Source organism: Nocardia sp. NPDC006630 (assembly GCF_040611495.1).
GTDB lineage: Bacteria > Actinomycetota > Actinomycetes > Mycobacteriales > Mycobacteriaceae > Nocardia.
The window spans coordinates 46214-69360 of sequence record NZ_JBEXOK010000005.1 but is presented as its reverse complement, the minus strand read 5'-3'; the positions used below and the strand labels follow the sequence as shown (position 1 = coordinate 69360).

Genomic DNA, 23147 nt, shown 5'->3' with positions numbered 1-23147 from the left:
ATTCTGAAACAGGTTCTACGACTGAATGAGCGGCTTCAGCCGCTCGAACTGCCGCACATCCCGCACGCCGACCAGCAGCATGGTCACGCCGGCCTTCTCCCACACCGCCAGCTGCTCGCGCACATGCGCCTCGTCGCCGATGATCGTGGTGTCCAGGATCAGCTCGTCGGGCACCGCGGCGGCGGCCTCGTCCTTGCGGCCGGTCCGGAACAGCCGGGTGATCTCGTCGACCTGCTCGCCGTAGCCCATCCGGCGGTACACCTCGGCATGGAAATTCATGTCCTCCGCGCCCATACCGCCGATGTAGAGGGCCATGAAGGGCCGCAGCCGATCGAGTTCCGCCTTCGTATCGTCGGTCAAGATCACCTGCGCGGTCGCGGCGATTTCGAAGTCCGCCCGCGAACGCCGGGCACCGGCCCGCGCGAAGCCCTCGTCGAGCCACTGGTTGTACATATCCGCGAGTCGCGGGGTGTAGTAGATGGCCAGCCAGCCGTCGGCGATCTCCGCGGTCAGCGCCACATTCTTCGGACCCTCCGCACCCAGCCAGATCGGCAGATCGGACCGCAGCGGGTGGGTGATCGACTTGAGCGGCTTGCCGAATCCCGTGGCGGTCGGACCGTTGAAGGGCAGCGGGAAGTGCGGTCCGTCGTTCTGGACCTTGCCTTCGCGAGCCAGCACCTGCCGGATCACCGATACGTATTCGCGGGTGCGCTGCAATGGCTTGGCAAACGACTGCCCGTACCACCCCTCCACCACCTGCGGCCCGGAGACGCCGAGGCCCAGAATGTGCCGCCCGCCGCTGAGGTGATCCAGGGTCAGCGCCGCCATGGCGGTGGCGGTCGGCGTGCGTGCGGACATCTGCACCACGGAGGTGCCCAGCCGGACCCGGCTGGTGCTCGACCCCAGCCAGGCCAGCGGTGTGTAGGCATCCGAACCCCAGGATTCGGCGGTGAACACCGCGTCGAATCCGGCCTCTTCGGCGGCGGCAACCAACTCTGCGGTGTTCGTGGGCGGCTGCGCGCCCCAGTATCCGAGTTGCAACCCAAAGCGCATGTTCGGTTCCCTTCCCAAGTGGGCTCTTGCACCCTTCTTTAGAACCTGTTCTACTCGATCTCGTGACTCTGGGGAACACCGAAGTACTCGCCGCACCGCTGCGGATGAAGTTCGATTACACCCGCTCCACCGGACCGACCATCGGACGCTTCCTCACCGGGCTGCGTTCCGGGCGGGTCGTCGGAGTGCGTGGTTCCGATGGGCGCGTGATCGTGCCGCCCGCGGAATTCGATCCGATCACCGCGGAACCGCTGACCGAATTCGTCGACGTGGCCGATGTGGGCACCGTGCAGTCGTGGAGCTGGGTGGCCGAACCGCTGCCCGGGCAGCCCTTCGACCGCCCGTTCGCCTACGCGCTCATCAAGCTCGACGGCGCGGACACCGCGATCCTGCACGCCGTGGATGTGGCCTCGCCGGCCGATATCTCCACCGGCCTGCGGGTGCGCGTCCGCTGGGCCGCCGAGCGCACCGGCGACATCCATGACATCGCCTGCTTCGAACCGGGCGAAACATCCGATGCGCCTGCCGAATCCAATGATTCGGACGCACCGGTGACCGGGATCGTGACGCCCGTCGATCTGTCCTTCAAGCACACCGCCTCACCGCAGGAGACCCAATTCCTGAAGGCGATCCTGGAGGGCAAACTGCTCGGTGCGCGCGCGGAATCCGATGGGAAGGTGTACTTCCCGCCGCGTGGCGCCGATCCGCGGGACGGTTCGCCGACCGAGGACTATGTCGAGGTCGCCGATACCGGCATCGTCACCACCTTCTGCATCGTGAACGTGCCGTTCCTGGGCCAGCGCCTCAAGCCCCCGTACGTCGCCGCGTACGTGCTGCTGGACGGCACCGATATCCCGTTCCTGCACCTGGTGCTCGGCGTGGATGCCAGCGAGGTGCGCATGGGCATGAAGGTCAAGGCCGTCTGGAAGCCGCGTGAGGAGTGGGGTCTGGGCCTGGCCAATATCGACCACTTCGAGCCCACCGGCGAGCCGGACGCCACGTACGAGTCCTTCTCGCACCACCTGTAAAGGCTGACAACGTTGAGCGACAACAACGCAACTGATATCGCGGTGGTGGGTTTCGCCCACGCGCCGCACGTGCCGGAGACCTTCGGCACCACCAACGGTGTCGAGATGCTCGCACCGTGCTTCCACGAGCTGTATGACAAGCTCGGCATCAAGCAGACCGATATCGACTTCTGGTGCTCGGGCTCCTCCGATTACCTTGCCGGGCGCGCCTTCTCGTTCATCTCGGCCATCGACGCCATCGGCGCGGTGCCGCCGATCAACGAATCGCATGTGGAGATGGACGCGGCCTGGGCGCTGTACGAGGCGTGGGTCAAGCTGCGCTCCGGGCAGGCCGAGACCGCGCTGGTCTACGGCTTCGGCAAGGCGTCGGCCGGTGTGCTGCGCCAGGTGCTGACCCTGCAGACCGATCCGTACCTGGTCGCGCCGCTGGGACCGGATGCGGTGTCCATGGCGGGACTGCAGGCGCGTGCCGGTCTGGACGCCGGTCGCTGGACCGAGCGGGATATGGCCGAGGTCGCCGCGCGCAGCGCCGCCAATGCCGCCGCCCGTGGCGGCAGCGCCACCGCGCGCACCGAGTCGGATATCGAAAAGCTGCTGGCCGCAGAGTATGTGGCCGATCCGTTCCGCTCCCATGACATCGCTCCCATCACCGATGGCGCGGCCGCGATCGTGCTGGCCGTCGGCGACCGGGCGCGCGAACTGTGTGAGCGCCCGGCCTGGCTCACCGGCATCGCGCACTACATCGACACCCCGATCCTGGGTGCGCGCGATCTCACCGTCTCGCAGTCCGCCGAGCGCGCCGCCAAGGCCGCGATCGGCAGCAACACAGGCGATTTCGATCTGGCCGAACTGCATGCGCAGTTCAGCCACGAGGAGCTCATCCTCGCGCAGGCGCTGGGCCTGAGCGGTTCCACCCGGATCAACTCGTCGGGCGGCCCGCTGTCCGGCAATCCCATGTTCGCGGCCGGACTGGAGCGCATCGGCTTCGCCGCCACCGAAATCATCAACGGCACCGCGAATCGTGCACTGGCACATGCCAGTAGCGGCCCCGCGCTGCAGCAGAACCTGGTCGCCACCCTGGAGGCACGCTCATGACTAACCCTGCCGCCGTACTCGGCACCGGTCAGACTCATCACGTGACCAAACGGTCCGATGTGTCGATGGCGGGGATGTGCCGCGAGGCCATCGACCGCGCGCTCATCGACTCCGGTCTGACCATGGCCGATATCGACGCCGTGGTGATCGGCAAGGCGCCGGACTTCTTCGAGGGCTCCATGATGCCCGAGCTGTTCCTCGCGGATGCGCTGGGCGCCACCGGAAAACCGCTGCTGCGCGTGCATACGGCCGGTTCGGTCGGCGGCTCCACCGCCGTTGTCGCCGCAAGCCATGTGCAGGCCGGTGTGCACGGCAAGGTGCTCGCCATCTCCTGGGAGAAGCAGTCGGAGTCGAACGCCATGTGGGCGCTGTCGAATCCGGTGCCCTTCACCATGCCGGTCGGCGCGGGCGCGGGCGGCTACTTCGCCCCGCACGTGCGCGCCTACATCCGCCGCGCCAACGCGCCCCTGCACATCGGGGCCATGGTCGCGGTGAAGGATCGCCGCAATGGCGCGCGCAATCCGTACGCGCATCTCAAGCAGGCCGATATCACCATGGAATCGGTGATGGCGTCCCAAATGCTGTGGGACCCCATTCGTTTCGACGAGACCTGCCCGTCCTCGGACGGCGCCTGCGCCATCGTGATCGGTGACGAAGCCGCGGCCAAGGCCGTGGAGGCCACCGGCAAGAAGGTGGCCTGGATCCACGGCACCGCCATGCGCACCGAACCGCTCGCCTACGCCGGGCGCGATCAGGTGAACCCGAAGGCCGGACAGGCGGCCGCCGCCGCACTGTGGAAGCAGGCCGGGATCACCAATCCGCTGGAAGAGATCGACGCGGCCGAAATCTACGTCCCCTTCTCGTGGTTCGAGCCCATGTGGCTGGAGAACCTCGGCTTCATGCCGGAGGGCGAGGGCTGGAAGCTCACCGATGCGGGCGAAACCGCCATCGGCGGAAAGCTTCCCGTCAATCCGTCCGGTGGCGTGCTGTCCTCCAATCCGATCGGCGCCTCGGGCATGATCCGCTTCGCCGAGGCCGCCAAGCAGGTCATGGGCCGGGCCGGCGACTACCAGGTGGAGAACGCGCGCAAGGCCTTCGGCCATGCGTACGGCGGTGGCTCGCAGTACTTCTCGATGTGGGTGGTCGGGAGTGAGCAGCCGTGAGTGACGAACAGCATCCGGCACGGGTAGCCGGGCGCGCCTCGCAGGCCGCGGTGCGCGCCAAGGACAAGGACGCGTGGGTGGCGCTGTTCGCCGCCGACGGCATTGTCGAGGATCCCGTCGGGCCGTCGTTCTTCGATCCCGAAGGCAAGGGTCACCGTGGCGCGGAAGCCATTGCGGCGTTCTGGGACAAGGCGATCGCGCAGACCGACTCCATCGAATTCCTCTTCGACGACTCGTTCGCCTGTGGCAGTGAGGTGGTCTATCCGGGCCGCATCCGCACCACCATGGGTGGCCAGATCATCGATGCCGAGGGCGTTTTCACCTACCGGGTCGACGAGAGCGGCAAGATTCTCGCTCTGCGCGCCTTCTGGGAAGTCGAACGTGCCATGGGGACAATGAAACCCGCGTAGCCACGGACGACATACCGGGCCGGACGAAAGAGGAGCGGGAGACTGGATTCCAGTCTCCCGCTCCTCTTTTCCTGCCCCGCATTGTGAGAGTCGCAGCGGGGCAGAACTTTCCAACCAGGTCAGTGCTGCACGGGGCAGCCGCCGCCCTTCGTGCCGTAGTCGACCTGGAACGACTTGACGCCGTTCAGCCAACCGGAGCGCAGCCGCTGCGGGTCACCGAGGCGGGTGATGTCGGGCATGTAGTCGGCGATCGCATTGAAGATGATCTCGACCTCGAGCCGCGCCAGGTTCGCGCCGATGCAGTAGTGCGCGCCGGTGCCGCCGAAGGACAGGTGCGGATTCGGATCGCGCAGGATATTGAAGGTGTGCGGATCCTCGAACACCTCCTCGTCGAAATTGGCGGACCGGTACGACATCACGACCCGCTGGCCCTTCTTGATCAGCACACCGCCGACCTCGACATCCGCCAGCGCGGTGCGCTGGAAGCTGCTGACCGGGGTCGCCCAGCGAATGACCTCGTCCGCCATGGTCTTCGGCCGCTGCGCCTTGAAAAGCTCCCACTGGTCTGGGTTTTCCAGGAACGCGACCATGCCGTGCGTGGTGGCATTACGGGTGGTCTCGTTGCCGGCGACGGCCAGCACCATGACGAAGAACCCGAACTCCTCGGGCAGCAGCGATTCGCCGTCGACGTCGGCATTGATCAGCTCGGTCACGATATCGTCGGCCGGGCAGGCACGGCGGGCCTCGGCCATCTGGTACGCGTAGCCGAGGATCTCGGTGGAGGCGACCACCGGGTCGGCGTCACTGTCCGGATCGTCGTAGCTGGTCATCTCGTTCGACCACTTGAAGAGCTTCATGCGGTCTTCCTGCGGCACACCGATCAGTTCCGCGATCGCCTGCAGCGGCAGCTCGGCGGCCACCTGCTCGACGAAATCACCGGATCCGGTGGCCACGGCCGCCTTGACGATGGCTTCGGCCCTGGCGGTCAGTTCGGCGCGCAGGCCGTTGATCACGCGCGGGGTGAAACCCTTGGCGATGACCTTGCGCAGCTTGGTGTGCTCGGGGGCGTCCTTGTTCAGCATCACGAACCGCTGCAGTTCGATCTGCTCGCGGGTGATGTCATCGTTGAACCGCGGGATGGCGGTGTTCTCCCAGACCGAGAACACGTCGTCGCGGCGCGAGATGGTCTTGACGTCGGCATGCTTGTTGATCACCCAGAAGCCGTCGTCCTGGAAGCCGCCCGTTTCGGGGGACTTGGCATTCCACCAGATGGGCGCGGCGGCGCGCAGTTCGGCGAGTTCCGCGTCGGGCACTCCCTTCTGCCACATTTCCGGGTCCGTGACGTCGAAACCGTGCGGCACGTTCGGCCGGGCTTGGGTGTCAACCACCAGCTGTCTCCTTTGACTAACTGAAACACGTTCTACCGATATTCAAGCACAGGCGGTAAGACTAGGGAAGGAACCAAAATTGTCTTACATTACCTGTAGAGAACTTGTTCCAGTTCTGATCCGGAAGGAATGACATCGTGGGTACCCCCGTCATCGTCGAGGCCGCACGTACACCCATCGGCAAGCGCAACGGCTGGCTGGCCGGACTGCACGCCGCGGAGCTCTTGGGCGAAGCACAGAAGGGACTGCTCGCGCGGACCCCGCTGGATCCGGCTCTGGTCGAACAGGTCATCGGCGGCTGCGTGATGCAGGTCGGCGAGCAGTCCAACAACGTCACCCGCACCGCGTGGCTGCACGCCGGACTGCCGTGGCAGACCGGTGCGGTCACGATCGACAATCAGTGCGGTTCGGCGCAGCAGGCCGCAGGTCTGGTCGCCGGCCTCATTTCCACCGGCGCCATCGAGGCCGGACTGGCCTGCGGCCTGGAGTCCATGAGCCATGTTCCGTTGGGCGCCAACGTCGGAACGCACGCCGGGCCGCGTCGTCCGGCGTCGTGGGATATCGATATGCCCAATCAGTTCGAGGCGGCCGAGCGAATTGCCAAGCGGCGCGGCATTACTCGCGACGACGTCGACGAGTGGGGCGAGCGCTCGCAGCGGCTGGCCGCGCAGGCGTGGGAGCAGGGCCGGTTCGACCGCGAGGTGCTGACCATCAAGGGCGCCCCGCAGGTCGACAAGGAAGGCAATCTCACCGGCGAGGTCGCGGACATCAGCCGCGATCAGGGTCTGCGCGCGACCACCCGCGAGGGCCTGCTGAAGCTGAAGCCGGTGCTGGAGGGCGGAATTCACACCGCCGGCACCTCCTCGCAGATTTCCGACGGCGCCTCGGCCGTGCTGCTCATGGACGAAAATGCCGCGCTGCGTGAGGGTTTGCGTCCGCGCGCCCGCATCGTGGCGCAGTGCCTGGTCGGCGGCGAGCCCGAATTCCACCTGGACGGTCCCGTGCAGGCCTGCCAGCGACTGCTGGAGCGCAGCGGTATGAGCATCGGCGATATCGACTTGTTCGAGATCAATGAAGCTTTCGCGTCCGTGGTGCTGTCGTGGGCGTCGGTGCACAAGCCCGATCTGGATCGCGTGAACGTCAACGGCGGCGCGATCGCCATCGGACATCCGGTGGGCAGCACCGGAACCCGGCTCATCACAACGGCTTTGCACGAGCTCGAAAGGTCCGGCAAGCAGACCGCCATGATCCTCATGTGCTGCGGCGGCGCGCTCGCGACGGGCACCATCATCGAGCGGATCTAGGTCACTTCAATCATTTTCGGCCTAGGTTGAACGTTCATCCCACTTGTCGTGAAACGTGGCGTACGCCACACAAACTCCGCTACAGACAAGAAGATGAGACGTCAGCTATCTTAGGGTTACCGACGGCCCGTCGGGGAAGACCTTCGCGACGGGCCAGAACCGGGACTCTTAAGCCCTCCGCAAGAACGGTGGCGCTGGCCCGCAAACACCCAAGCCACGGCCGGTTCACCGGATCACCGCCTAGAAGCTTCAAGGAAATCGCGGATCAGGCGTAGGTTTTCAGTTACTGAGCCGCTAATATCAATGATACGTATCCGAGATAACGACTGTTAGTACAGCGAAGGGAATTGGGCGGCTCACAATGGCTGATTTCGCGGCGCGGCTGAACAAGCTGTTCGAAACCGTGCATCCCCCGGGGCGAAAGCCGCACACCAACGCAGAGGTGGCGGCCGCATTGACGGCCTCCGGCCATCCGATCTCGAAACCGTATCTCTCGCAGTTGCGGTCGGGACAGCGCACGAACCCCTCAGATGAGACGGTGGCTGCGCTGGCAAAGTTCTTCAAGGTCAAACCGGACTACTTCTTCAACGACATCTACGCAGCCAAGATCGACCATGATCTCGAGCTGTTGTCCCAGCTGCAGGGCTATGGACTCCGTCGTCTGTCGAGTAGGGCGTTCGATCTCTCCGAGGAATCTCAGAACCTCCTCACCTCCATGGCGGAGAAGTTGCGGGCCAGCGAAGGGCTGCCCGAAATTCCTCCTGACGGCACGGAATAGGTCCTGATTCGAGGCATCACGGTGCGGCCGACTCGGAGGTCGCATCGTGCTGGTTCGTCTCAGGACTGATCCCTGCCCGACCAGGTACTGCAGGTGCCTGGCCCCGGTGTGGTGAACGGCGCTGCTTGCAGGGCAGCGCCACTCACCGCTGAGCCATGCGGCTCGGATGAAGAGTGTTGCACCGGTCTCAGCATGCTGAGGCCATGTGGCGCAGACCCCTGCGCTGGTGCATTATGCACAAACCTGGCGTTACTCGACCCGGTTCAACCCGGACCTTGATCGCCCCGTTATGTGCAGTATGTCGTTTTGTGTGATGTGAGCGTTTCGCCCTCAATGCACCATCTGCGACAAGTGCCCTATTGTGCTGTGTGCACAATAAATATGGTCGCGCGCACAAAGTCAGTTGTGTCGAGTGCACAGGAAGTGCGCAAATCGGTCGCGGCATTGTGCCGACCGTCATGGCAATGCGTCCAACTAAGGCATGCCAAAGTAAAGCGCAACCCAAGTAAGTCTTTCTGTAGACACAAATAAGACATTGGCTCAACTAAGCCATAGGCCCGGCGATCGCATGGGTCCGATCACAATGCGGGTAACTCCGATTAGCGCGCCGTGTGTACTCCGGCCGACGCTCTGCGGTACTCCTGGCCAGCACCGGGTGAACTTCCAGCCCGGACAGTGTGAACTTCGACTAGTGGAGCATCCAGCCCGGCTAGCGCTGTGCGGCGCTGCGGCCCACGGGCGCTGCGGTATTCGCGGCGCCGGCATCGAAGGCGCGGGCGATGGCCTGGACCCAGCCCCGCGGACCGACTCCCGGCGGCGGTGCGATCCAGCGGCCGTCGATCAGTACGTCGCCGAAGGGATTTCGGGCCCACTCGGCCACCTTGACCGCGCGTTCGGCCACCGCATCCGGCGGAGTTCCGGCGCCGGGCAGTTCCATCCCGCCGCCGGACTGCAGATACATGGCATCCATGATCTGGGCGACCTGATCGGAAGCTTTGAGCTGCGTGGCGGTTCCGCTCTGATCCTTCGAGACCACCTCGGGAAAACGGGCGATCAGGACACGATGCAAAGTACGAATCTGCTTGAGCAGCAGCCGGGCTCGCGCCCACAGCTCGATCACGATCCAGACCGCGCCGACGGCCACGAGCAAGCTCGCGAGCTGCCAGACCGGCCAGAACCAGTCCCCCGCATCCGGCTTCGCCATCGCTTCGTGCCGGAAACCGCGAAATGCCGACAGTACTGCGAGCACGCCGACCACCAGGGTGCCCGCGGTGTAGAGCGCGATACCGCGGCCGAGTGCGGTCCAATCCAGGTTCCGCACACCGGTGATCACGATGAACAGGCATTCCAGTGCCACCGCGATCCAGCCGAAGGTGATCGACCACAGCAGGGTGAGCGCCATGGCGACCGCGCCCACCGCATAGATCGCCCATGCGACATGGCGCAGATTCCGGCGCGACACCACCGGCCAGGCGGCGGCCGCGACCACCGAGGTGGAATTGCCGAACAGAATCCACGAGGCGGTGGTCAGGCGATCGGAGAACCAGTCGCCGTGCACGCCGTTCGGCAGCAGATGATCCACTGCCACAGCGACTTCCGGAATGCAGACGGTGGCGGCGAGCGCCACCGACGCGACGGCGATGACGATCGCGACGCGAGAAGTGGTGGCGGGCTTCACCAGCACCCGGCCGACCCGGGCCCCGGCGGCCATCCAAATCAACAGCGCAGTCAGCCAGAAAGTCATGCGGTGCCCTTTCTCGAATGCCCGAGGGGCCCTACGTGGTTACGCAAGCTGCCTCCTCCGGGCCCTGACTCGGTCATCCGAGCGCCTCATCGAATCGAAGTACCGAGACGCCTGCGCCCCGGCTGTTGAATACGCGCAGGCGGGTCATGAGCATGCTGGCGAAGGTCTCCGCCTCCCACTCGCACTGCTCGTCCTCGCCGAGATCAACGGCCTGGTGCGCACGCTGACTGAGCATGTAGGCGATGAGATCGTCGCTGGCCTCCAGCACCACCTCGGTCGCCGCCTCACCCGGATGGTCGAAAACGATATGCCCCAACTCGTGTGCGAGCGTGTGATCGCGGCTCGGCAGCGCCGAGGCCAGCACGATCACATCCTTGTCCGGATAGGAACGGCGCTGACCGCAGACGCCGGGACCCAATTGGGCGCTGGCGATCTCGATCATCCGGCGGCGCTCCGCGGAAATCGCGAGTACCACCTCGTCGAGGCTGGTGGCGTCGAAATCCGCGGCCACCGCGCACACCGCGTCCACCGCCGCAGCCACCCGCCGGTAGGACCCGATGCTATGTGCCCGGCTCTCCGTCATCTCGGTCCCCTCATACCCTCGGTCCGAAGAACAGGGCGCGCGCGGCGTCGACCCGCGCCTGTGCCGCCGAAGCGCCCTGGAAGCTCACCGCGCCGGAGCCCGCGCCCGCCAGGGTGAGTGCGATCAATCCGCCGATCACCGACAGCATTTTCACCGGCGGCAGCGGGGTATTGGCCGACGTCGGCCGCACCTCCGGATTCGGTTGTGCCAGAACGGGTGCCGGAGCCGGTGCAGGCGGCGGCGCCGGCGCCGGCGGGGCCTCGGGAGCGGGGGCCGGCGGCGCGGGCGCGACCACCGGCGCGATGGCGGGCAGTGGCACATCCGGCACCGACGGGATCTGCAGCGGCACCGGCGGCACCGCGGGGGCGGCCGGGCTCGGCGGCGGAATCAGCAGGAGCAGCAGCGGTGAGGCACAGACTCCGGCGGAACCGACCGCGGCCGAACCGACCGCCGCGGAACCCGCTGCGGCAGAACCGGCGGCGGCGGAACCCGAGGCCGCCGAACCACCGCCTGCCGAACCGGCTCCGGCGGAACCCGCACCGGCCGAACCGATTCCGGCAGAACCGGCGCCCGCCGAACCGGCAGCGGCCGAACCGACACCGGCGGAACCGGCTCCGGAACTGCCACCGACCGCGGAGCCCAGTGCGGCCGAACCGATTCCGGCGGAGCCGACGGCGGCGGAACCGGTGCAGAGCGCGCCCAGACCGGCGGAGCCGACGGCGGCGGAGCCAACGGCCGCCGAACCGACTGCGGCGGAGCCTGTTCCGAGGAGGGTGGCGAGCAGCGTCGCGCCGGTGCCGATACCGGCGGAACCTACCGCCGCGGAACCGAGGCCGAGTGCGGAGCCGGTCCCGGCGCCTGCGGATCCGACTGCCGCGGAACCTGTTCCGAGTGCCGCGGAACCGGTCGCCAGTCCGGCGGAACCGGTGCCGAGCACCGCGGAACCGGTGCCCGCGCCCGCGGAGCCGACCGCGGCCGAACCGGTGCCCAGTGCGGCCGATCCGGTGCCGCCGAGCAGAATGCCGAGGCCGGTCGCGCCCGCTCCGGCCGAGCCGACCGCGGCGGATCCGGCGCCTGCCGAACCGACCGCGGCCGAACCGGTGCCGAGACCGAGGATCGCGGCCAGCAGATCAGGCGGCCCGGCAACGGGATTCGCCGGTGCGGTCACGGCGAGAGGTGCGGGAGCTCCGACGGTGGGCTGTGCGCCCGTGCCCGGCGCGGGGTCGAGATCGATGCCCGTCTGCGCCTGGGCGGGGATCGGCCCGAGCAGCGCGGAACCGGTGACGGCGCCGACAACCGCCGCCAAGCGCAATGCACGACCAATGATCATGCGACAGCCATCCCCTCATCGATACTGCGCAGTCTGCGTGCCCCAACCGTGTGGAGCAATTCACATCGGTCCCGACTGCCCCGATTGCCGGACCTTTGCGGAACGCGGTCATCGTACCGGCCACCACCTCACCCCGCACAACTCCGTATGCCATTAGGGGATTCAACAAACCGTACGCCTGCCGTATAGCCCCTGTACCGAATACCAGCAAGTGGGACAGCACTTTTGGCAGACTCTGCCAACCTGCAATCCCCGCCTCACCCCCGGAACAAGGCCAAGGTGAGCCATCCCCCTGCCACCCAACAGCGACATTTCAGACCAATCAGACAGCTATTTGTCCGGCACTCTTCGCCACCGTCTCCCACCGGCACCGCAGCGATGAACGCGCAGTCGTAGCAGACAACTGAGCAAACAAACATCGCCGGCGCTCCCGTGGGAGCGCCGGCGATGTGGGTGTTGCTGAGTATTTGATCTTGTTAGTTCCTACGCGCCGTAGACCGGCTCCGGGGTGGTGGCCTTCGAGAGCAGGTCGCGGACCACCGGGCCCAGCTCGGCCGGCTCCCAGCGGGCGCCGCGGTCGGTGGAGACGCCGTGCCGCCAGCCGTCGGCGACCGTCACCTTGCCGCCCTCAACCTCGAACATGCGGCCGGTGACACCGGCGGAATCGGCGCTGCCCAGCCAGACCACCAGGGGCGAGACGTTTTCCGGGGCCATGGCGTCGAAGCCGTCCTCGGGGGCGGTCATCATATCGGCGAAGACCGTTTCGGTCATGCGGGTGCGGGCGGCCGGGGCGATGGCGTTCACGGTGATGCCGTAGCGCGCGAATTCGGCCGAGGCGGTGAGGGTCAGGCCCGCAATGCCGGATTTTGCGGCGGAGTAATTGCCCTGGCCGACCGAGCCGAGCAGGCCGGCGCCGGAGCTGGTGTTGATGATGCGGGCCTCGGGCTGACGGCCGGCCTTGGACTCGTTGCGCCAGTAGTCGGCGGCATGGCGCATCGGGGCGAAGTGGCCCTTCAGATGCACCTTGATCACGGCGTCCCACTCGTCCTCGGCGAGGTTGACCAGCATCCGGTCGCGGACGATACCGGCATTGTTGACCAGCACATCCAGTCGGCCGAAGGTCTCGATCGCGGTGGCGACAAGACGGCGCGCGCCCTCCCAGTCGGAGACGTCGTCACCGTTCACCACGGCTTCGCCGCCGGCGGCACGGATCTCCTCGACGACGCGGGCGGCGCCGGAGTCGGCACTCGGTGCACCGTTGAGCTCGGCGCCCAGATCGTTCACCACGACCTTGGCTCCGGCGGCGGCGAACGCCAGCGCGTGCGCGCGGCCGATGCCCTGGCCCGCGCCGGTCACGATGACGACGCGGCCGTCGCAGATCTTGTTGTCGGTCATATCGATTACCTCGCTGGGTGAGTGAGAAAGAGGGGAAGGGATCCGGCTAGTGGCCGGAGACGGCGGGGACGGCGGCGGTGGAGGCCTGCAGGAAGGCCGGCTTCTCGCCGCCGCCGTGCACCAGCAGCGAACCACCGGTGATGTAGGAGGCCAGCGGCGAAGCGAGGAAGACCGCGGTACGGCCGATGTCCTCGGGGGCGGCCATGCGCTGCATGGGAACCGTGCTGCTCACCGCGGCGATGCCGTCGTCGTCGCCGTAGTGCAGGTGCGAGGACTCGGTATTGACCAGGCCGACGATGACCGAGTTGAGCCGGACCTTCGGCGCCCACTCCACCGAAAGCGAGGAAACCAGGCTGTCCACACCGGCTTTCGCGGCACCATAGGCGGCGGTGCCGGGCGAGGCGCGGTGGCCCGAGACGCTGGAAATCATCACGATCGAGCCGCCGTCGTCCTGCTTTTGCATGACGTCATTGGCGACCTGTGAAACCAGCAGCGGAGCGAGCAGATTCAACTGAATGATCTTGGAGTGGAAGTTCGGGCTGGCATCGGCTGCCAAGGCGAACGGTGCACCGCCCGCATTGTTGACCACGGTGTCGAGCCGCCCGTATTTCGCCACGATCGCGTCCACGAGTTCGCGCACCGAATCCGGGTCGCGCACATCGCAGGGCAGGAAGTCGATGCCCCGCCCATTGCTCTCGACGGGGATGTCGGCGGGCCGCCGGGCACAGGCCACCACGGTCGCGCCGGCGTCCAGGAATACCCGGCTGATACCGGCCCCGACTCCGCGGACGCCGCCGGTGACCAGGACGACCGAGCCGGAGAGGTTCACTTCGATTGCCACCGTGCTAACCTACCAAGCACTTGCTTGTTTTGCCAACGATGGGCAGCTCCAACTCAAAGGAGGCGCGATGGGAATCATCCGTCACACCGAAACCGAAGGCGTGGAAGTCGTCACTGTCGACTACCCGCCGGTCAACGCTCTGCCCTCCGACGGATGGTTCGCGCTCGCCGAGGCCGTGACCGCCGCCGGCCGCAACCCGGAGACCAAGGTCGTCGTGCTGCGCGCCGAGGGCCGGGGCTTCAACGCCGGTGTGGATATCAAGGAGATGAACGCGGATACCGGGCATACCGCCCTCATTCGCGCGAACCACGGCTGCTTCGCCGCCTTCGCCGCCGTCTACGACTGTGAAGTACCGGTCGTCACCGCCGTGAACGGCTTCTGCCTCGGCGGCGGCATCGGCCTGGTCGGCAACTCCGATGTCATCATCGCCTCCGACGACGCGACCTTCGGCCTCCCCGAGGTCGACCGCGGCGCGCTCGGTGCGGCCACCCATCTGTCCCGCCTGGTCCCCCAGCACCTGATGCGGACCATGTTCTACACCGCGGGCACGCTCACCGCGCAGCAGCTGCACCACTACGGTTCGGTGTTCAAGGTCGTGCCCCGGGCCGAACTCGACGCTGCCGCAATGGAAGTCGCCAAGAACATCGCCAACAAGGACGGCCGCGTCATTCGCGCCGCCAAGAAGGCGCTGAACGGCATCGACGTGCAGGACGTGCACAAGTCCTACCGGTTCGAGCAGGGCTTCACCATGGAGCTCAACCTCGCCGGGGTGGCCGATGAGATTCGCGCGCGGTTCGATGATGATCTCGCTGCCCAGAAAAGATCAGCACAGCAGAAGGGGGCGTAAGAACTATGCGTGACAAGAGGATGGGCCTCGACGAGGTCGTGGGCGAGCTGCGCAGCGGCATGACCATCGGCATCGGCGGCTGGGGTTCGCGCCGCAAGCCGCTGGCCTTCGTCCGCGCGATTCTGCGGTCGGACATCAAGGATTTGACCGTTGTCACCTACGGCGGGCCGGATCTGGGTCTGCTGTACTCGGCGGGCAAGGTCAAGAAGGCGTACTACGGCTTCGTGTCCCTGGACTCCGCGCCGTTCTACGATCCGTGGTTCTCCAAGGCGCGCACCAGCGGTGAGATCACCGTGCGTGAAATGGACGAGGGCATGGTCAAGTGCGGTCTGCAGGCCGCTGCCGCGCGACTGCCGTTCCTGCCGATCCGCGCCGGGCTCGGTTCGGATGTCGTCAACTTCTGGGAGGGCGAGCTGAAGACTGTTCAGTCCCCTTACGCCGATGCCGACGGCCGCACCGAAACCCTCATCGCCATGCCCGCTTTGAACCTGGATGCCTCGTTTGTGCACCTGGATCTGGGCGATAAGCACGGCAATGCCGCCTACACCGGCGTCGATCCGTACTTCGACGACCTCTACAGCCTGGCCGCCGAGCGGCGCTACCTGTCGGTGGATCGTCTGGTCGATACCGATGAACTGGTGAAAGCCGTTCCGCAGCAGGCGATCATCCTCAATCGCATGATGGTCGACGGTGTGGTCGAGGCCCCCGGCGGCGCGCACTTCACCTTCTCCGGCAGCTACGGCCGCGACGAGAAGTTCCAGCGCCACTATGTCGAGGCCGCCAAGACCCCCGAGTCCTGGGCCGAGTTCAAGGCCCGCTTCCTGGACGTCTCCGAGGACGAATACCAGGCTGCCGTCCGCGCTTTCGCCGAGGAGCAGAAGTAATGACCGAGACCACCACCATCACCCGGGCTGAGATCTGCGTTGTCGCGGCGGCGGAGATCTTCCGCGGCGCGGGCGAGATCATGGCCAGCCCGATGTCCACCGTCACCACCATCGGCGCCCGGCTGGCGCGGCTCACCTTCGAGCCGGATCTGCTGCTGTCCGACGGTGAGGCGCTGCTGTTCGCGGAGGTCCCGCCCATCGGCGGCAAGGCTCCGGTCGAAGGCTGGATTCCGTTCTCCAGGGTGTTCGACGTGGTCGCCTCCGGGCGTCGCCATGTCGTCATGGGCGCCAACCAGATCGACAAGTTCGGCAATCAGAACCTGTCCGCCTTCGGGCCGCTGCAGCAGCCGTCGCGGCAGATGTTCGGCGTGCGCGGCGCCCCGGGCAATACCATCAACCACGCCACCAGCTACTTCGTGCCCAAGCACAATAAGCGGGTGTTCGTCGAAACCGTCGATATCGTCTCCGGAATCGGTTACGACAAGATCGATCCCGAGAACCCGGCCTACCGGTTCCACCACCTGCACCGGGTGGTGTCGAATCTGGGCGTGTTCGACTTCAACGGCCCGGACCACACCCTGCGCGCGCTGTCGCTGCACCCGGGCGTGAGTGCCGACGAGGTCGCCGAGAACACCACCTTCGAGGTCGCGGACCTCGCCGACGCCGGCGAAACCCGTCTGCCCACCGAGGAAGAGCTGCGGATCATCCGAACCGTGCTCGACCCCAAGGGCTTCCGCGAAAAGGAAGTACAGGCATGACCGCTCGGCTGAAGACTCCGCTGACCGAACTGGTCGGCATCGAGCATCCGATCGTGCAGACCGGTATGGGCTGGGTCGCCGGACCTAGCCTGGTCTCGGCCACCGCCAATGCGGGCGGCCTCGGCATTCTGGCCTCGGCGACCATGACCTTCGAAGAACTCGAAGTGGCCATCGCCAAGACCAAATCGCAGACCGACAAGCCGTTCGGCGTGAATATCCGGGCCGACGGTTTCGACGCTCCCGAGCGCATCGAACTGCTGATCCGCGAGCAGGTGAAGGTCGCGTCCTTCGCGCTCGCGCCCAAGAAGGAACTCATCGCGCGCCTGAAAGACAATGGCGTGGTGGTGGTTCCGTCCATCGGCGCGGCCAAGCATGCGGTGAAGGTCGCCTCCTGGGGCGCCGACGCGGTGATCGTGCAGGGCGGTGAGGGCGGTGGCCACACCGGTTCCGTCGCCACCACGCTGCTGCTGCCGTCCGTGCTGGACGCGGTGGATATTCCGGTCATCGCCGGCGGTGGATTCTTCGACGGCCGTGGTCTCGCCGCCGCGCTGTCCTACGGTGCGGCCGGTGTCGCCATGGGCACCCGCTTCCTGCTCACGCAGGAGAGCAGCGTGCCGGAGGCGGTCAAGCAGGAGTACCTGCAGCGCGGTCTGCAGGACACCATCGTCTCCACCAAGGTCGACGGCATGCCGCACCGGGTGCTCAATACCGAACTGGTGCAGAAGCTGGAGAACTCCGGCCGCTACCGCGGATTCGCCGCCGCCGCCTCGAATGCCCTCAAGTTCAAGGGCATGACCGGCATGAAGTGGTCGACCATCGTCAAGGACGGCATCGCCATGCGCAAGCACAAGGACCTCGCCTGGTCCCAGGTGATCATGGCCGCCAACACCCCCATGCTGCTGAAAGCCGGTCTGGTGGAAGGCAATACCCACGCGGGTGTCCTCGCCTCCGGCCAGGTGGCAGGCATCATCGACGACCTCCCCACCGTCGAAGCCCTCATCGACCGCATCATCACCGACGCGATCGCCCGCATCGACGCCCTGGCCGCGTACCGCGTAACCGACCCCGCCACCGCCTGACCCCACTCCAGCGCTGCGGCCAACTCCCGCAGCGCCCCCAGCTGCGCGGCCCGACACGATCGGCCGCGCACCAGCGGATCCGAACGACCTCGGATCCGTCGTGGGCCGGTACCCGTACCGCCTGCGCACAGGACCGTCCCCGGAACCTCTCGCCCGGGGGCGGTCTTCGTGTTTTCCGACCTGCCTAGCGCTTGCCTTTGATGCCTGCGGCGAGGGCCAGGACGGTGTCGAGGATGGGGGTGGGGGTTAGTTGGGTGGCGAGGAGCTGGGCTTTGCCGGCTAGGCCTACGACATAGCGGGACTTGGGGTTTCGGGCGGTGAGGGCTTTTTCTACTTCGGCTACGACGGTGGCGGTGGGGGCGGCTATGCGCTGGACCTGCTGGGCCATTTTGCGCATACCGGACATGTGGGGGCCGTAGAGGTCGAGTTGGGCGGGGGTGAGTTTGGCGGTGGTGCTGTCGACCATGGTGACGGCGTCTGCCCACATGTCGGTGGCGATGGGGCCGGGTTCGATGAGGGAGGTGTGGATTCGCCAGGGGCGCAATTCGATTCGGAGGGCGTCGACCAGGCCCTCGAGGGCGAATTTGGAGGAGTTGTAGGCGCCGGTGCCGGGGGTGGAGATGCGGCCGCTGAGGGAGGAGATGAAGACTATGCGGCCGCGAGTGGTGCGCAGGCGCGGGAGGACGGCCTGGGTGACCGCGAGGGTGCCGAAGACGTTGATCTCGAATTCATTGCGCAGGGCATCGAGTTCGAGGAGTTCGACCGGGCCGTCGGCGACCACGCCGGCATTGTTGACCACGGCGGTCAGGTCGGCGGGGAGGACGGCGTCGAGGGTGGCGATGTGCTCGCTGTTCGTGACGTCCAGCAGCACCGGGGTGATGCGGGAGTCCAGTTCGACCAGCGCGTCGCCGTCGGACAGTTTGCGGACACCGGCGTAGACCTGCCAGCCCTGCTGCGCCAGGCGCACGCTGACGGCCTTGCCGATCCCCCGGGCCGCGCCGGTTACCAACACAGAGTTCATGACGGCCAGCCTAGGTCGGGCGTTCCGGACGCGCCGGGGCAAATAGGTGATGCCGGGCAGGCGCGCAGCTGCGAGCATGTCCCGATGGGGAATGTCTTGATCGTGGGTGATGTGCACGGGAACACGGCGCATGCGCTGAAGCTGGTGCAGGTCGCGGTGGACAACGGGTGCTCGCGGGTGTTCGCGGTGGGTGATTTCGGCGCGTGGGAGCACATGCATTCGGGGCGGCGGTACTTCGATGTGGTGAACAAGGCGGCGCGGCGGGCCGGGGTGACGGTGTACTTCCTCGACGGCAATCACGACAAATCCTCGCTGCTGCACGAGCTCTACGACGAGCAGCGTGATGCGGAGGGGTTCCTCATCTGCCGCAAGCAGCTGCGGTTCGCGCCGCGCGGACATCGCTGGACCTGGGAGGACACCACCTTCGCGGCCTTCGGCGGGGCCCGGTCCACGGATAAGGGCTGGCGGCTGGCGCGTGAGGCGCGCAAGGAGGAGCAGGCCGCACAGCGGCGGCGATACGGCTCCGGGCGGCATCCGAAGACGGCCGGAATGCTGTGGTTCCCGGAGGAGGAGATGACCGATGACGAGTTGGAAACCCTGCTCGCCGAACAGGATTCACCGGTGGACATTCTGCTCACCCACGACAAACCGCGCGCTTCCGCGCCGAAATTCAATCGCAAGAACAAGGCGGAGTGCTTCCCGAATCAGGACCGCATCCAGCGGGTTGTCGAACAGCTGCGGCCTGCCCTGCACTTTCACGGCCATCTGCACTTCCGCTATACCGAGAGCATCCCGTCCGGCCCCGACCACTGGACTCGCGTCGAAGGTCTGGCCGCCGATCCGGACGCCTCACACCACCCCGCCTACGCCGTCGAACAATCCTGGACGGTTCTGCAACTCCCCACGCGCCGGCGGCGTACGCCGCACCCGCAGCGGGCTGAACTGGGCGAATGAACTCCGGTGGCAGCGCGTGCAGTGCCGCCGCCGGTGCATCTTTGTCGCGGGAACAGGCGGTGCGAGACACACGGTTGGACCTGGATGACACGTCCTCAACCTTGCATACATAGCGATGTGTGCATATGATCGCCTGCGGTCGGCATTGAGAGGAGAACGACGTGGGTGCAGGACACGAGCACAGCCAAGATCACGGTCACGGGCATGCGCACGGAGCTTCGGCCGACAGCGATAAACGCTGGCTGGCGGGCGCACTGGCGCTGATCGTGGCGTACATGATCGGCGAGGTCGTGGTCGCCGTGGTGTCCGGATCGCTGGCACTGCTCTCCGATGCGGCGCATATGCTCACCGATGCGGCCTCGATCGTGCTCGCGCTGTGGGCGATTCGACTCGCCGCACGGCCCGCCGCCGGACGCATGACCTTCGGCTGGAAGCGCGTGGAGATCCTCTCCGCCATGGCCAATGGCGCGACACTGCTGGTGCTCGCGGCCTGGCTGACCTTCGAGGCGGTGCGCCGACTATTCGATCCGCCGGAGGTCACCGGCGGACTGGTGCTGATCACCGCGCTCATCGGTGTGGTGATCAACCTCCTCGCGACGCTCATGATCAGCCGTGCCAATCGGACCAGCCTCAATGTCGAAGGCGCGTATCAGCACATCCTCACCGATATGTACGGCTTCATCGCCACGGCCGTCGCGGGCGCGGTCATCATGTTCACCGGATTCGTGCAGGCCGACGTGATCGCCACCCTGATCGTGGTCGCGCTCATGGTGAAGGCCGGAATCAGCCTGGTGCGCGCCTCGAGCCGCATCTTCCTGGAGGCCGCACCGGAGAACCTGGACCCGGCCGTCATCGGCGCCGCCATGGCGGGCCGCGACCACGTCGTCGAGGTGCACGACCTCCACATCTGGGAAATCACCTCCGGCTCCCCCGCCCTCTCCGCACACGTCCTGGTCGAACCCGGCTACGACTGCCACGCCGTCCGCGAGGACCTCGCCCACTTCCTCGCCCACGACCACCACATCGACCACGCCACCCTCCAGGTCGACCACGCCCAGTCGAATATCCTCACCCTGGGCCGAGATTCAGAGTCCCACTGCGAAGACTCCCACGGCCCCTCGCATTCCCGCCTCCCCGAATCTTCGAGCCAGACCTAGGCGGTAGCAGCGTCGCGTCGGCCGCCGGCGGTTACGCGGTAGCCGAGTTAGCCGGTACCCGGGGAGTTACCCCGATCGGCACGAAATCAGTTGTCACCTTCGCTACGGGCGGGCGGTTGTGTGCCTGGGCGGAAGGCGGATCGGGGGCGGGGTGATACTGGCTGGCGTGACTTGGATCGACACACCGCTGACGATGGGCTCTTTGCTGACGTCTTGGCGGTGGGACGTCCCGACCGTTGTGATCACGCTGGTCGTCGGGTTGGGTTATGGGCTGGCCTGGTTCGGGGGGCGGAGGCGGGGGGCGGATCTTCCTTCGGCGGGGCGGGCTTGGTGTTTCGGGCTGGTCGGGCTCGCGGTGTGGCTTTATACCGGGGTCGGGGTGGTCGGGGTTTACTCGGACACGCTGTTCTGGGTGCGGGCGTTGCAGACGTTGCTGCTGCTGTATCTGGTGGCGTTCGGGTTGGCGGCGGGGATGCCGTTCACTGTTTTGCGGGCGGCGCTCGGGCCGAAGGGGCAGGGGCGGCTGGATCGAATTCTGAACAGCCGCATTGTCACCGGGCTGACGTTTCCGCTGGTGCCTTCGGCGGCAATGCTGTTGACACCGTGGGTGCTGTATTTCTCGCCCTGGTACGAGTCGATGCTGCGCAACGGCACGGTCGATGCGGTGTCGCGGGTGGGGTTCGTGGTCATCGGCTTCGTGTACTTCTATTCACGGCTGCAGGCCGATCCGACGCCGCGGCGCTACCCGCAGTCGATCTCGCTGCTGATCACGGTGGTGGAGTCGCTGGCCGATGGCGTGCTGGGCATTGTGGTGTGGCTGGGGCCGGTGCTGTTCACCGATTACTACCAGGAGGTCGGGCGCACCTGGGGGCCGAGCCTGCGGATGGATCAGACCGCCGGAGCGGGCATTCTGTGGTTGCTCGGCGATGTGCTCGGTATTCCGTTCGCGCTCATGGTCATGCGCTCCTGGGCCGATGACGAACGGCGTAAGGCCCGACAGGTCGATGCCGCACTCGATGCGGCCGCGAACACGGCGAAGCAGGCGAAATCCACTGGGGCCGAGACCGATTCGACCGAGACCGCAGACGCGCCGCCGCAGACCACGGGCCTGTGGTGGGAGAACGACCCGCAATTGAGCGAACGCTTCCGCCGACGCTGACCCATCGAACCTCGTTCTGTGCCATCGTTGTCCGGATGTTCGGCACGCGTGTGGCAAAGATGAGATGGCGCCCCGAAGCGGGGCGATTGGTAACCGTCATGGCCGTCTGCTTCGGATTGACGGTGGTCATCACCCGCCTGTATCTGATGGCGTCCGGATATCCGAAGATCGGCGGCAGCACCTATCACATCGCGCATGCCCTGTTCGGCGGATTGCTGCTGGTCATCGCGGCTCTGGTCGCCCTCCTGTCCTCGGCACGCCATGCGCTCACCGTCACGGCGGTACTGGCCGGAATCGGCCTGGGCCTGTTCATCGACGAGGTCGGCAAGTTCATCACGACGGACAACAATTACTTCTTCCCGCTGGCCGCGCCCATCATCTATCTGGCCTTCCTGTGCATTGTCGCGGTCGCGCTCTTCGCGGACCGCCGCCGCATCCGCCCGCCGCTGCTGGCCCTCGGCGAGGTGACCGTCGCGGTCGGGCAGCTCACCGGCTCCCGCATGCGCCCCGAGGAACGCGCCACCCTGCTCGCCGAACTGAATGCCCTGGACAGCAGCGGTTTCGGACCGGACGAGCGCGAACTCTGCGATGCGCTGACCAGCTATTTGAACACCGTGCACGCGGACACCCGGCCCGCACTGCTGGTGCGGCGGGAGCGCCGACTGGAACGGCTCGAACGCACAGTGCTGCCCCTGCCCGCGCTGCGCATCGGGCTCATCGTGGTGCTGCTCGGACATGCCGTGTGGACGGTCGTGCATCTGGTGCTCGCCGTTTTCATTATTTCCGGGCGGCATATGCCCAATGCCTCGCTCGATCATCTGCTGGACGTGAGCCAGCACCACGGCTGGAAATCCCTGGCCGGATTGGCGATCGCCGCTGTCGCCGAGATACTGGTCGGCATCGGCTGTGCGGCCGCGGCGACGCTGTGGCTGCGCGGGCGCGAGGAGATCGCGGTGCGGCTGGGCATCTGGTCCAGCGTCATCTCGCTGACCGTGGTGAATGTGCTGGCCAGTTATTTCAGTCAGTTCCTGACCGTGTTCACCGCGCTGGCGGAGGCGCTGCTGCTGTGGCTGCTCATCCGGTACCGCGCCCGGTCCGCCACCGGACCGCATCGGTAATCACGTGGCGGGCACCGGAAAAACGCCTCGGCTGCGCGCACCTCGCCGCCCGCGTTAC

At 66.5% G+C, this 23147-nt stretch carries 22 protein-coding genes; 14 read left to right on the top strand and 8 right to left on the bottom strand.

What is annotated here, in order from left to right:
* Nucleotides 1-15: 15 nt before the first annotated feature.
* Nucleotides 16-1053, bottom strand: coding sequence for an LLM class F420-dependent oxidoreductase (locus ABZX86_RS15570; RefSeq protein WP_355123969.1), 1038 nt, complete (start codon nt 1051-1053; stop codon nt 16-18).
* A gap of 62 nt (nt 1054-1115) precedes the next feature.
* Here ABZX86_RS15570 and ABZX86_RS15565 point away from each other — a divergent pair, with 62 nt between their 5' ends.
* The 4 genes from ABZX86_RS15565 to ABZX86_RS15550 are packed head-to-tail and all read left to right on the top strand — an operon-like array spanning nt 1116 to nt 4749.
* Nucleotides 1116-2081: an OB-fold domain-containing protein gene (locus tag ABZX86_RS15565; protein ID WP_355123967.1), complete on the top strand. Its 966-nt coding sequence runs from the start codon at nt 1116-1118 to the stop codon at nt 2079-2081.
* Between the two features lie 12 nt (nt 2082-2093).
* On the top strand, nt 2094-3176 hold the full coding sequence (locus ABZX86_RS15560; protein WP_355123965.1) for a thiolase domain-containing protein: 1083 nt from the start codon (nt 2094-2096) through the stop codon (nt 3174-3176).
* On the top strand, nt 3173-4339 hold the full coding sequence (locus ABZX86_RS15555; RefSeq protein WP_355123963.1) for a thiolase domain-containing protein: 1167 nt from the start codon (nt 3173-3175) through the stop codon (nt 4337-4339). The genes ABZX86_RS15560 and ABZX86_RS15555 overlap by 4 nt, the downstream gene beginning before the upstream one ends.
* On the top strand, nt 4336-4749 hold the full coding sequence (locus ABZX86_RS15550) for a nuclear transport factor 2 family protein (protein WP_327143437.1): 414 nt from the start codon (nt 4336-4338) through the stop codon (nt 4747-4749). The genes ABZX86_RS15555 and ABZX86_RS15550 overlap by 4 nt, the downstream gene beginning before the upstream one ends.
* Before the next feature lie 119 nt (nt 4750-4868).
* Here the strand turns inward: ABZX86_RS15550 and ABZX86_RS15545 are convergent, their stop codons facing one another.
* Nucleotides 4869-6077 (bottom strand): cytochrome P450, encoded by a 1209-nt coding sequence (locus tag ABZX86_RS15545; RefSeq protein ID WP_355124837.1) that lies wholly within the window; start codon nt 6075-6077, stop codon nt 4869-4871.
* A gap of 197 nt (nt 6078-6274) precedes the next feature.
* Here ABZX86_RS15545 and ABZX86_RS15540 point away from each other — a divergent pair, with 197 nt between their 5' ends.
* Entirely contained in the window at nt 6275-7441 is a 1167-nt protein-coding gene (locus ABZX86_RS15540) for a steroid 3-ketoacyl-CoA thiolase (protein WP_355123960.1), read from the top strand.
* A gap of 361 nt (nt 7442-7802) precedes the next feature.
* The gene (locus tag ABZX86_RS15535) at nt 7803-8219 is read left to right on the top strand and encodes a helix-turn-helix domain-containing protein (protein WP_011207048.1); all 417 of its coding nucleotides are present in this window, start codon (nt 7803-7805) and stop codon (nt 8217-8219) included.
* A gap of 709 nt (nt 8220-8928) precedes the next feature.
* On the opposite strand, the gene ABZX86_RS15530 is transcribed toward ABZX86_RS15535, so the two are convergent.
* From ABZX86_RS15530 to ABZX86_RS15510, 5 genes are all read right to left on the bottom strand, one after another.
* Nucleotides 8929-9963: a hypothetical protein gene (locus ABZX86_RS15530; protein ID WP_355123958.1), complete on the bottom strand. Its 1035-nt coding sequence runs from the start codon at nt 9961-9963 to the stop codon at nt 8929-8931.
* 73 nt (nt 9964-10036) lie between these two features.
* Nucleotides 10037-10546 (bottom strand): ImmA/IrrE family metallo-endopeptidase, encoded by a 510-nt coding sequence (locus ABZX86_RS15525; protein WP_297627290.1) that lies wholly within the window; start codon nt 10544-10546, stop codon nt 10037-10039.
* A 10-nt stretch (nt 10547-10556) separates the two neighbouring features.
* Complete coding sequence (locus ABZX86_RS15520; RefSeq protein WP_355123956.1) at nt 10557-11876, bottom strand: hypothetical protein; 1320 nt, start codon at nt 11874-11876, stop codon at nt 10557-10559.
* A gap of 483 nt (nt 11877-12359) precedes the next feature.
* A complete protein-coding gene (locus ABZX86_RS15515; protein WP_355123954.1) occupies nt 12360-13271 on the bottom strand; it encodes an SDR family oxidoreductase in 912 nt (303 codons plus the stop codon).
* A 46-nt stretch (nt 13272-13317) separates the two neighbouring features.
* On the bottom strand, nt 13318-14106 hold the full coding sequence (locus ABZX86_RS15510; RefSeq protein ID WP_355124835.1) for an SDR family oxidoreductase: 789 nt from the start codon (nt 14104-14106) through the stop codon (nt 13318-13320).
* Nucleotides 14107-14179: 73 nt separating this feature from the next.
* Between ABZX86_RS15510 and ABZX86_RS15505 the strand changes: the two genes are divergently transcribed.
* Genes ABZX86_RS15505 through ABZX86_RS15490 form a run of 4 tightly spaced genes read left to right on the top strand, consistent with a single transcriptional unit; the run spans nt 14180 to nt 17680 of the window.
* Complete coding sequence (locus ABZX86_RS15505; RefSeq protein WP_355123952.1) at nt 14180-14959, top strand: enoyl-CoA hydratase family protein; 780 nt, start codon at nt 14180-14182, stop codon at nt 14957-14959.
* A 5-nt stretch (nt 14960-14964) separates the two neighbouring features.
* Complete coding sequence (locus ABZX86_RS15500) at nt 14965-15843, top strand: CoA-transferase (protein ID WP_355123950.1); 879 nt, start codon at nt 14965-14967, stop codon at nt 15841-15843.
* Nucleotides 15843-16601, top strand: a complete 759-nt coding sequence (locus ABZX86_RS15495) for a CoA-transferase (protein ID WP_355123948.1) — start codon at nt 15843-15845, stop codon at nt 16599-16601. The genes ABZX86_RS15500 and ABZX86_RS15495 overlap by 1 nt, the downstream gene beginning before the upstream one ends.
* Nucleotides 16598-17680 carry a nitronate monooxygenase gene (locus ABZX86_RS15490; protein WP_355123946.1) on the top strand — a complete coding sequence of 361 codons (1083 nt, stop codon included), beginning with the start codon at nt 16598-16600 and terminating at the stop codon, nt 17678-17680. The genes ABZX86_RS15495 and ABZX86_RS15490 overlap by 4 nt, the downstream gene beginning before the upstream one ends.
* A 184-nt stretch (nt 17681-17864) precedes the next feature.
* On the opposite strand, the gene ABZX86_RS15485 is transcribed toward ABZX86_RS15490, so the two are convergent.
* Entirely contained in the window at nt 17865-18701 is an 837-nt protein-coding gene (locus ABZX86_RS15485; protein ID WP_355123944.1) for an SDR family oxidoreductase, read from the bottom strand.
* Between the two features lie 84 nt (nt 18702-18785).
* On the opposite strand from ABZX86_RS15485, the gene ABZX86_RS15480 reads away from it, so the two are divergent.
* From ABZX86_RS15480 to ABZX86_RS15465, 4 genes are all read left to right on the top strand, one after another.
* Complete coding sequence (locus tag ABZX86_RS15480) at nt 18786-19655, top strand: metallophosphoesterase (protein ID WP_355123942.1); 870 nt, start codon at nt 18786-18788, stop codon at nt 19653-19655.
* Between the two features lie 161 nt (nt 19656-19816).
* Nucleotides 19817-20812 (top strand): cation diffusion facilitator family transporter, encoded by a 996-nt coding sequence (locus ABZX86_RS15475; RefSeq protein WP_355123940.1) that lies wholly within the window; start codon nt 19817-19819, stop codon nt 20810-20812.
* A gap of 193 nt (nt 20813-21005) precedes the next feature.
* On the top strand, nt 21006-21971 hold the full coding sequence (locus ABZX86_RS15470; RefSeq protein ID WP_355124833.1) for a cytochrome c oxidase assembly protein: 966 nt from the start codon (nt 21006-21008) through the stop codon (nt 21969-21971).
* A 59-nt stretch (nt 21972-22030) separates the two neighbouring features.
* On the top strand, nt 22031-23089 hold the full coding sequence (locus tag ABZX86_RS15465) for a hypothetical protein (protein WP_355123938.1): 1059 nt from the start codon (nt 22031-22033) through the stop codon (nt 23087-23089).
* Nucleotides 23090-23147 lie beyond the last annotated feature (58 nt).

Bases quoted from the DNA above. Each gene is read 5' to 3' on its own strand.
- ABZX86_RS15570 (WP_355123969.1), bottom strand. From the start codon at position 1,053: ATGCGCTTTGGGTTGCAACTCGGATACTGGGGCGCGCAGCCGCCCACG.
- ABZX86_RS15555 (WP_355123963.1), top strand. From the start codon at position 3,173: ATGACTAACCCTGCCGCCGTACTCGGCACCGGTCAGACTCATCACGTG.
- ABZX86_RS15545 (WP_355124837.1), bottom strand. From the start codon at position 6,077: ATGTGGCAGAAGGGAGTGCCCGACGCGGAACTCGCCGAACTGCGCGCC.
- ABZX86_RS15535 (WP_011207048.1), top strand. From the start codon at position 7,803: ATGGCTGATTTCGCGGCGCGGCTGAACAAGCTGTTCGAAACCGTGCAT.
- ABZX86_RS15530 (WP_355123958.1), bottom strand. From the start codon at position 9,963: ATGACTTTCTGGCTGACTGCGCTGTTGATTTGGATGGCCGCCGGGGCC.
- ABZX86_RS15525 (WP_297627290.1), bottom strand. From the start codon at position 10,546: ATGACGGAGAGCCGGGCACATAGCATCGGGTCCTACCGGCGGGTGGCT.
- ABZX86_RS15520 (WP_355123956.1), bottom strand. From the start codon at position 11,876: ATGATCATTGGTCGTGCATTGCGCTTGGCGGCGGTTGTCGGCGCCGTC.
- ABZX86_RS15515 (WP_355123954.1), bottom strand. From the start codon at position 13,271: ATGACCGACAACAAGATCTGCGACGGCCGCGTCGTCATCGTGACCGGC.
- ABZX86_RS15505 (WP_355123952.1), top strand. From the start codon at position 14,180: ATGGGAATCATCCGTCACACCGAAACCGAAGGCGTGGAAGTCGTCACT.
- ABZX86_RS15500 (WP_355123950.1), top strand. From the start codon at position 14,965: ATGCGTGACAAGAGGATGGGCCTCGACGAGGTCGTGGGCGAGCTGCGC.
- ABZX86_RS15495 (WP_355123948.1), top strand. From the start codon at position 15,843: ATGACCGAGACCACCACCATCACCCGGGCTGAGATCTGCGTTGTCGCG.
- ABZX86_RS15490 (WP_355123946.1), top strand. From the start codon at position 16,598: ATGACCGCTCGGCTGAAGACTCCGCTGACCGAACTGGTCGGCATCGAG.
- ABZX86_RS15485 (WP_355123944.1), bottom strand. From the start codon at position 18,701: ATGAACTCTGTGTTGGTAACCGGCGCGGCCCGGGGGATCGGCAAGGCC.
- ABZX86_RS15480 (WP_355123942.1), top strand. From the start codon at position 18,786: ATGGGGAATGTCTTGATCGTGGGTGATGTGCACGGGAACACGGCGCAT.
- ABZX86_RS15470 (WP_355124833.1), top strand. From the start codon at position 21,006: ATGGGCTCTTTGCTGACGTCTTGGCGGTGGGACGTCCCGACCGTTGTG.
- ABZX86_RS15465 (WP_355123938.1), top strand. From the start codon at position 22,031: ATGAGATGGCGCCCCGAAGCGGGGCGATTGGTAACCGTCATGGCCGTC.